The organism is Roseofilum capinflatum BLCC-M114, assembly GCF_030068505.1.
GTDB classification, from domain to species: domain Bacteria; phylum Cyanobacteriota; class Cyanobacteriia; order Cyanobacteriales; family Desertifilaceae; genus Roseofilum; species Roseofilum capinflatum.
The window spans coordinates 1-8,429 of the sequence record NZ_JAQOSO010000108.1; the positions used below are offsets into that span (position 1 = coordinate 1).

An 8,429-nucleotide genomic window follows, 5' to 3' on the forward strand; every position below is an offset into this window, starting at 1 on the left:
GGACATGAAAGGGAGAGGGCATTTCCCGTTGTACAACTCATTTAGACTAGCTATAATTGTTTTAGTATAATATAGTTTATCCTAGTTTACTCTCCCGCAGCTTTCGCCTCTGCAATCCAGCGATCGAACTGCTCTTGATTTTCACTTACCCATTCTTCTGCTAAAAGGCGAATCTTCTCCGGAGTATCCTCACCTTCTTTAATCTGCAAACTGACTTCACTTATATCTTCAAGAGAAAATTGCACCACTTCTAACCACCGTTTCGCCACTGGATGAGCAGCAGCAAAATCTCGATTGATCACAATTTCTTGTGCCCCCCCTGGAAACCCTGTATTTTTACCATTAAACGTTGTTTCTGCGTCAGTTAATCCGTCATTTCCTGGCAAAGAAGTAAACGGAACCTCTAACCAAATTGTATCCTGCTCCGGTCTTAACATCGCAGAAATCCAATGAGGATTATAAGCATAAAATAAAATGGACTGCCCTTCTTGATACCGACGAATCCCGTCATCAAGCAGAGCTTCATAAACACTTTGCTCTTGTTCAACGGTTTCTTGCAATCCATACACTTCTATATGATGGTTGATGATGGATGCACACCCCCAACCGGGATTACATCCGGCTAAATTCGCTTTTCCATCTCCATCCCAGTCAAACAATTTAGCCAGATCTCGATCTTTTAATTGTCCCAGATTTGTAATTCCATATTCTTCAGCCGTTTTTTTATCAATTTGATAACCTCTAGCGCCAATGGGAACAAAAACTCCTAATTTTTGTATTTTTTCCTCGCCCCCTGCTTGGTCAAGCATACCGTCATGACTGGGACTATAGTAAACAACGCTGTAATCTAAATCGCCATTAGCTAGAGACAAATAAATTCCTGGATACTCCAATCGTTTCAGAGGTGCAATTTGATAACCGAGCTGTTCTAGGCCAATATTCACCACCTCGGTTTGAAAAATCTCATCCAGCCAGCTACCATGGGCGGAACGAATGGTTACGTCTGAGGGCGATAAGTTGCTCCTCGATAGTCTAGTCAGAGAACAGCCCGTTAATGCCATACTCAGAGATAAAATGGTAGAAATTAATAATGATTTTGACCCGATTTTTCCTCTCATGAATTTTAGATAATCTATACTTTTATTATTCCCCCGCAGCTTTCGCCTCTGCAATCCAGCGATCGAACTGCTCTTGATTTTCACTTACCCATTCTTGAGCTAAACGACGAATATCTTCAGGGGAATCTTCACCCTCTTTAATTCGTAAGCTCACTTGATCCATATCGGTTAGGGGAATTTGGACAATTTCAAACCAACGTTTAGCGATGGGATGATTCTCAGAAAAGGTTTTATTGACCACAATATTTTGTTTGCTTCCCGGAAATCCCAGATTTTTGCCGTTAAATGTAGTCTCTTCTGCGGTTAAATCACTCATTTCTCCTGGAAGAGAGGTAAATGGAACCTCTAACCAAACGACTTCTTTATCCGTTTGTAAAACTGCAAAGATCCAGTGAGGATTGTAGGCATAATATAAAATCGGTTTTCCTTCTTGATAACGAGCAATGGTATTAGCCAGAAGAGCAGTAAAATTTCCTCGATTCTGTTCTACTGTATCTTGGAGTTCGTAGGCTTGGATGTGATGATCGATCATGGATTCACAGCTCCAACCTGTATTACATCCTGATAAATTGGCTTTTCCATCTCCATCTGAATCAAAGAGTTTCGCAAGTTCTGGATCTTTCAATTGAGCGATGTTATTAATTCCGTATTGTTCGGCTGTTTTCTTGTCAATTCTGTATCCTTGACTACCTTCAGGAATCAAAAGTCCTGAGACTTCTAATTTTTCAGTTCCACCGGCATTTTCCAAAAAATCGTTATGGGCTGGGTTATAGTAGATCACCGTATAATCTAGGTCATTATTGGCAAGAGAGACATAGATAACAGAGTAATCTAACTCTTTGACTGTATCTATGTTGTAACCGAGTTGTTCTAATCCCAAATTCACTACTTCTGTTTGAAAACTTTCTTCCACAAAACCACTATGGGCTGCTCGCACAGTCACTTGTTCTGGGGGAATATTTTCAGTAGATTGTTGAGTGGGTTGACAAGAGATTAATCCCACTGTTAGAGAGAAAACCGTGGAAATTAATAGAGATTTGGACATCGATATTCTTTTATTCATGTTGCAATACGACTTCTTTCACCATTTCTAGATGTTTGGGTAACTGTTTCTGGTTGTCAAATAGGCGATTGACTCGTGCGTAAGCATTGCCGCGTAGACGGTTGGCGTAGTCAGTGTCGATCGCCTCCACCAAAACGTTGGCTAAGGCTTCTGGATCGCCGGGACGCACCAAATACCCCTCGTGGCGATCGCCGATCATCTCCGGTATGCCAAACACATTGCTACTGACAATTTTCAGCTCAAATGCCATCGCTTCTAACACCACCCTAGGGAAGGACTCCTCAAAGCTGGTACAAACAAATATATCCGTTAAGCCAAAAAAGTCAAACACATAGCGCGTTTCCGGATACATTTTCACATAATCCAACTTCAGCCGCTCTTGCACCTGGCGCAAATAGTCCAGATAGATAATTTCGCGAGTTCCCACAATCAAAAACTCTAGGTTCTTAAACTTTTGGGCGGGATACATCTTCTCTAATTGCTTAATCGCCTCTAGGAAAATATGTTGCCCCTTACGCTCGCAGGTGGTTCCAATCACAGAAATAACGGTTTTTTCCTCAGAAATCCCATATTTTTGCCGCAAATAGGACTTGCTATTACTGCGGCGAAACTCCGCTATTTTCCCTAAATCCATGCCTCCGGGAATCGTGCGAAACCGGCCATGAATGTCCAAATCATGGAAAATTTTCCGGGTGGCATCGGCGACAAAAATTACCCGCGAGGCATTCTGAAAACAACGCTCCAGTACACCGCGCATCACTTGCGGGGGAGAGTCGCCAAAAAAGTTGCGTAAACTGCGCTCAACTGTGCAGCTTTCATGGATATGCCAAATACTGGGTAAGCCAAAAAGTTGCGCCAATTCGATGCCCCAAAACCCGACCATGGTATTGGACATCACCAAATCGAACTCATTCAGCTCTAGGAGTTCGCCCACCTTTTGAAGACGCTGATGGTAGGTTTCTAGGCTATTATCCACCCGTTGCAGATTATCTTCTATCAGTTTGACGGGAATATTTAAGGCTTCGTAATCGTTGCGTAAGGGGCCATCGACCAAGGAAACAACATTAACTTGGCATTCTCCTGACTCGACAAAATGCTTGGCAAAATTATAAGCCATTAAGGGAGCGCCTTCAAGGGCTAAATTATGGGTAACCAGCAGTATTTTAATCCCGGAAATACGACCACTATGGACATAGTGCAGGGGGTTTAAGTCCAGGGTCATCGAGTCGATATTAAGATTGGGGTTAATGTAAGGGTCTTTTCTGCCCTGATATCGTCCCATGAAGTTTAGATGTTCTTTGGGGTTATAATAGTCTCCTCGTGAGGCACTGCCTTGGTGAATGAGGGTGGCTTGGGGGGTATAAACGACGCGCTTACCCACATCTTGGACGCGCAAACAATAGTCCACATCATTGAGTTCTAAGCCTAATTTTTCTTCATCAAATCCCTTCACCTGATGGTAAAGTTCGGTGGAAGTGAGCAAACAGGCTCCGGTTACTGCTGAGACATTTCGGGTGGTGTGGGGATAGAATAAATAGCCTAATTCTTCTTTGCGTAACCCGTGGAATAAATGACCCGCTAATCCGCCATTGGGGCCGATACAAACTCCGGCGTGTTGTAGGGTATTATCGGGATAAAGGAGACGTGCGCCAACGACTCCGACTCCTTGAATGGACATCCAACCTACCATGTCTTCGAGCCAACCGGGGGCGATCGCCGTAATATCATTGTTAAGCTGCAACATCAGGGGAGTCTCTACCTGTGCAGCGCCAATATTCACCAAGCGAGAATAGTTGAAGCCCTCCCGTCCGGTTACACTGGGATCGGGTCGTTGGCTTCTAATCACCTGATAGGTTAATTTTAATTCATTGGGTAGGGACGTATGTAGGGGCGAACGGCCGTTCGCCCCTACAAGGTACTGATAAAATTCCTCTGTGTTCGCTTCTGTAGACTGATCGTCAACAATAATCACCTGCACATAACGCGGATCTACGGTTTTCTCCAGGCTGGCGATACACTGAGATAGGATTTCCGTGCGATCGCGGGTCGGAATCACAATCGTGACCGGATTTTCTGCTAAAATCGAGCTATCCCACTGCAACTGATGCAAGCATAACCCATACTTCGTTGCCAACTCCGGTAAAAAAGGTTTCGCCTTTAAGTTGCGTCGCTCCAGGGTATCGGAAATTGCCCGATACGCGCTATCAAACACATAGGTTTTCTGAGTTCCCTTCGATGCCGTGCTTTCCGGATGGACGCGCCAATGATAGCAGACGTGGGGAATATGACGCACCTTATCCAGGGTCGTTTTTTCCCGTACTCGCAAGTAAAGATCGATATCCTGCGCTCCCTCCAAACCCGGTCGCAACCCTCCCACTTCATCAATTAAGCGCTTGCGAATCACGGCTAAATGGTGCGTATAATTGTGGGCGATCGCCATTTCTGGACTCCAAACCCCCTTCATCTGATACCCGTAGCGCTCTCCGGTGGGGGTAATTTTGTCCTCATCGGTGTACATCCAATCCACATCTGCATGTTGATCCACACATTCAGCCACATGGAGCAGCGCATCGGGAGAGAGCAAGTCATCATGGTCTAAAAGGGCGATATACTCCCCCGTTGCCACCTCTAGAGCCGAATTCGTCGCCTTGACAATATGACCATTTTCCGCCCTAAAGACCACCTTAATCCGAGGGTCGGAGGCTTGCGCTTGGGTCAAAACTTGCTTAACATGGGGTTGGCTAGAGGCATCATCCGCAATGCACAATTCCCAATTGGGGTAGATTTGCGCTTGTACAGAGGCGATCGTTTCTTCTAAAAAGCCCTTGGGTGGATTATAAACCGGAACCACCACACTAATTTTCACCCCCGTTTTCTCCAACCTCTGGGCCGACTCCTCCATCAATTTCTGCACCTTAGCCGTTAAGCGATTATGCCCTAACCAACGCTGATAGGGGTCTTCCTGTTGCCAAGGATGAATCATCGTCGAATAGGAGGCAAATTCCTGAGTTTGGGTTTGGTCAACATAGCGCTTAATAAACCGAACCCAAACCAGAGGCGATAAAGGAATTCCACCGCGCTGTTTATAGGCTAAAATCGCCTTAGTCATAAACCCAGAAATCACCTGGGAAACCTTCACCTTCGGCGGACGCTCGTACACATTTTGAATCGTAATAGTACGGGCAAAACAACAAACCGAATCCCCATTATCCAACTGCGCCATAATCTTAAGGGCAATCTCCCCAGAAAAATTGGGTTCAATGGGTAAATTCCACCCAAAGCCACTCTTTTCGGCTGAGGGAAAATCCATAAACGCTTGCGCCACATCCGGACGGGGTTCCCCATAGGTAATGGTTTCTTCTTGACTCTCCTCTTGAATCAGGGTCAGCGCCTCAATTTCATGTCGCCGATGAAACACCCAACCCGCGATTCGCAATACCCCACTGACATTCCGTTCAATGGCATTGGGACTCTCTAAGAACCCCTGGAGGTCTCCTGTGGGGTTTACCTCTAAGTTCGGCGCTCTCTTCAGCAAAGCCTTCAGGGGAGATTTCACCATTTGTATCAGGGGGTTCAGGGATTTTTTCATGCAAAGACAGTCCACTCCACATCAAGCTGGAACCCGCAGGCCCAGAGTCGATTAGCAACACTGTAACAGAATAACTTAAGATTTGATCCCTGAGACAAGGAAGAAACCGGGTTTTGGGGTTGAATGCATCGGGTGGGGGAAAGAAACCGGGTTTCTACCCAAGTTGAGGAGACCAATGAGAAGATAAAGTTGATTCAATGAAGGTTGAGACACTCACAAGTAGTGGCTTGGCAAGCTTAAAACTGTAGGTTGGGTTGAACGAAGTGAAACCCAACTTTCGTCAGACGGGTGTTGGGTTTCGTTCCTCAACCCAACCTACACTCTTACCCCCAATTTTAAGCTTGCCGGTCCAGTAGGGTGGGCACTGCCCACCTTACACATTGAGTTACATCATGTCTCATTGTTATTTAAATTGACTATAAACAAGAAACCCGGTTTTTGTGGTTTGCGGAGGAGATTTAGAAACCTGTTTTTTTTTGAATTGAATTGTAGGGGCAGGTTTATCCATATCTCTCGTTTCTCACCGATAACCTTGGTGAACCTGCCCCCAAACGTTCGCGGGAGTGGGGGCGGGTGGGATTATCGGTGGGTGGGGCGGGTTCAGAAAATTGATTGGTTTGTGTCCTAAATATTGGTTAAACCCGCCCCTACGAAATGGATGGATAATGATCAATTTTGGGGGCAAAGAAACCGGGTTTCTAGATTGAATTGAATTGTAGGGGCAGGTTCACCCATATCTCTCGTTTCTCACCGATAACCTTGGTGAACCTGCCCCCAACCCTTACCGGGAATTGGAGCGGGTGGGATTACCGATGGGTGGGGCGGGTTCAGAAAATTGATTGGTTTGTGTCCTAAATATTGGTTAAACCCGCCCCTACGAAATGGATGGATAATGATCAATTTTGGGGGCAAAGAAACCGGGTTTCTGCCAAAGTTGAGGAGACGAACGAGAAAATAAACAAGAAACCCGGTTTCTGGGTTGAGCATGGAGGGATAAATTGTTAATTGTTAATTGTTCATTGTTCATTGATTACAGGTTACAATCTACAAGTCTCGACGCGAGAGAAGAACACCACCACCTCACCCAATCCCCTCCCCATACCACCCAAGGAAGGTGACCTTTTATACTCAAAGAAAAAGTGAGGTCATTGTAGTTCATCCCTTCTCCTTTTTCGCGCCAGCCGACGCGATCGCCAAAATTACGCCAGATTTCTGCATTATACTCCCTTGTGCCCCCCAAACTCTGGTAAATTTTCTTCTGTACCGAAAACCCCCATTGACCCTTACTATATTTAACCCACAACCGGTCAATTGTTCGCAGGTCAGTACAGGGAAAATTATCAATATCTTCCACATCCAGCCAACCCTGTTCTTCCCGTCCCGCGACTTCCAGCATTCTCCTGGCTGTTTCCATATCTGCTTCTTTCCACTGCTGCTGCTGCAACAATTGCTGCAAGTAGCGATAATCAACCTCTTTATCCGACCTTAAATCATCCTCCTCTTCCCCAGAAAACGGGTCAGAAAAAGACTTTAACCACTCCTCCATCGACTTGGGACGGTCTCCCGGCTCTAGCGCCATCGCCCAGATAATCGCATCATTCACCTGAGAACTTATCGACTTCTCAAGTCGAATCGGCTCAATTAACGGCTCATTATCCAATTTTCGCGCATTAGAAAGGGTTGGCACTTGTTGCGTCACCGCATAATATAACGACGCGCCCAACGTATAGATATCGCACTGTTTTTCCCGTTTTCCTAACATCAACTGTTCATAGGGAGCAAACGCTTCATTTCCAAACTTCCGAGAAAACGAACTGGGGGGACAATCTCCAGCAATACCAAAATCAATTAACACCGCCTCCTTTTGCGGGCGAATCATAATATTCATCGGCGTGACATCCCAATGCACCAACCCCCGCTTGTGAACCTCAATCAAAGCATCTCCAATCTGCCGCACATAGCGCACTGCCTCAGTTTCCGGCAGTTTCCCGCTCTGATACACCGCCATCTCCAGCGTCTCCCCAGCAATAAAATCCATCACCAAGCAATCAATCTCAAACCCCGGATAATTCTGATGGGGTTCCCGAAACAAGTCAAACACGCGCACGATATGGGGATGGGGCTTTTGTTGTGCCAACTCCGCCAACCGCCTGCCCTCATCTCGAAACCGCTCCACAAACCGGTCATAGTTCCGCTGTTTCCGCAACCACGCGCCAATCGCCTTAATTACGCAAAACGAACCCAACTCACAATGTTTAGCCTGATACGTCAGTCCAAACCCGCCCTGTCCCAACTCATCGACAATCTCGTATCGACCCCCACCAATGCGTTCTCCCCTTGTCCAATACATGATAATCGTCTGCTACGCAATACTTCCTATTATTCCACAAGATTTTGCCCTCTCCCTTTCATGTCCGTAGGAAAATCCCTCTCCCACGGGAGAGGGACTTTTCCCCCTTCTCCCTTCGGCTTCGCTCAGGACAGCGCCTGCGGGAGAAGGGGGCAGGGGGATGAGGGCTTTTCTATGGGTTTATGCCCTCTCCCTATATCCCTCTCCCACGGGAGAGGGACTTGTTCTCCCCTTCTCCCGTGGGAGAAGGGGCTGGGGGATGAGGGCTTTTCTATGGGTTTATGCCCTCTCCCTATATCCCTCTCCCAC

Annotated in this window: 4 protein-coding genes; all 4 read right to left on the bottom strand. The window is 46.3% G+C overall.

The features are described from left to right. Positions 1–86 precede the first annotated feature (86 nt). Entirely contained in the window at positions 87–1,061 is a 975-nt protein-coding gene (proX, locus tag PMG25_RS20860) for a glycine betaine/L-proline ABC transporter substrate-binding protein ProX (RefSeq protein WP_283768825.1), read from the bottom strand. An 82-nt stretch (positions 1,062–1,143) separates the two neighbouring features. Next, positions 1,144–2,163 (bottom strand): glycine betaine/L-proline ABC transporter substrate-binding protein ProX, encoded by a 1,020-nt coding sequence (gene proX / locus PMG25_RS20865; protein ID WP_283768826.1) that lies wholly within the window; start codon positions 2,161–2,163, stop codon positions 1,144–1,146. Positions 2,164–2,173: 10 nt separating this feature from the next. Then, positions 2,174–5,770 carry a glycosyltransferase gene (locus PMG25_RS20870; RefSeq protein ID WP_283768827.1) on the bottom strand — a complete coding sequence of 1,199 codons (3,597 nt, stop codon included), beginning with the start codon at positions 5,768–5,770 and terminating at the stop codon, positions 2,174–2,176. A gap of 1,030 nt (positions 5,771–6,800) precedes the next feature. Beyond that, positions 6,801–8,120, bottom strand: coding sequence for a serine/threonine-protein kinase (locus PMG25_RS20875; RefSeq protein ID WP_283768828.1), 1,320 nt, complete (start codon positions 8,118–8,120; stop codon positions 6,801–6,803). Positions 8,121–8,429 lie beyond the last annotated feature (309 nt).